We start from the raw sequence: 995 nt of genomic DNA on the forward strand, positions 1-995 counted from the left end.
CGTTCGATAAAGGCATTCTGGGTCGGCTTACCCGGTTTGATAAAGTCCAGCATCACCCCGTGTTCTTCCGCCCACTGCGCCAGTGCCAGTGAGACCAGTTCTGGCCCGTTATCCATCCGCATCTTCAGAGGATATCCGCGGTTTGCTACTATCCTGTCCAGTACCCGGACGACACGCTGAGCTGGAATATTCAGGTCGATTTCTATCGCCAGCACCTCACGGTTAAAATCATCCACCACGTTGAAGGTTCGAAAGCGTCTGCCGCAGACGAGTGCATCGTGCATAAAATCAATCGACCAGCTCTGGTTTAACGCTTGCGGTGTTGCCAGCGGGGTCGGGTTGCGCACCGGCAGACGTTGTTTACCCTTACGACGAAAATTCAGTTTCAGCAGGCAGTAAATCCGGTGAACGCGTTTATGGTTCCAGGCATTACCGTGCCTGCGAAGCACCTGAAAAAGCTTCTTAAAACCGTAGCGCGGATAGCGTTCTGCCAGTTCAGTCAGCGCCTGGATCACCGGTTCATCACGCCGGGTATCAGGCTGATAAAAATATACCGTCCTGCTCAGCGATAACGTCCTGCAGGCCTGGCGTAAACTCATGGCAAAATGCGCCGTCAGATAGCGGACGAGTTCACGCTTTATCGCTGGTTTTAAAGCTTTTTTTCGATAACATCTTTCAACGCCCGGCATTCCAGACTGAGATCGGCAAACATCTGTTTGAGCCGCCGGTTCTCGTCTTCCAGATCTTTGATCTTTTTAATATCGGCCGCTTCCATCCCGCCATACTTGGCCTTCCAGTTGTAATAGCTGGCTTCAGATATCGCGGCCTCACGGCAGACATCTTTGACGGTTCGTCCGGCTTCGACGGACTTCAGAACGGCGATAATCTGGTGTTCAGTGAATCGGATCTTACGCATAGCTATCTCCACAGGTGACATAATCAGTATGTCGGAAGATCTCTAAAAGTGAATGGGCCGTTTTGCCGGGATACTTACA

General features: G+C 51.6%; 1 pseudogene. It reads right to left on the minus strand.

The window, feature by feature from the left end:
- Positions 1 to 916 (minus strand): annotated as a pseudogene (locus tag HHI26_RS25345) (IS3 family transposase); the annotation flags it as partial.
- Positions 917 to 995 lie beyond the last annotated feature (79 nt).

Source organism: Erwinia sp. JH02 (genome assembly GCF_013074405.1).
Lineage (GTDB): Bacteria > Pseudomonadota > Gammaproteobacteria > Enterobacterales > Enterobacteriaceae > Erwinia > Erwinia rhapontici.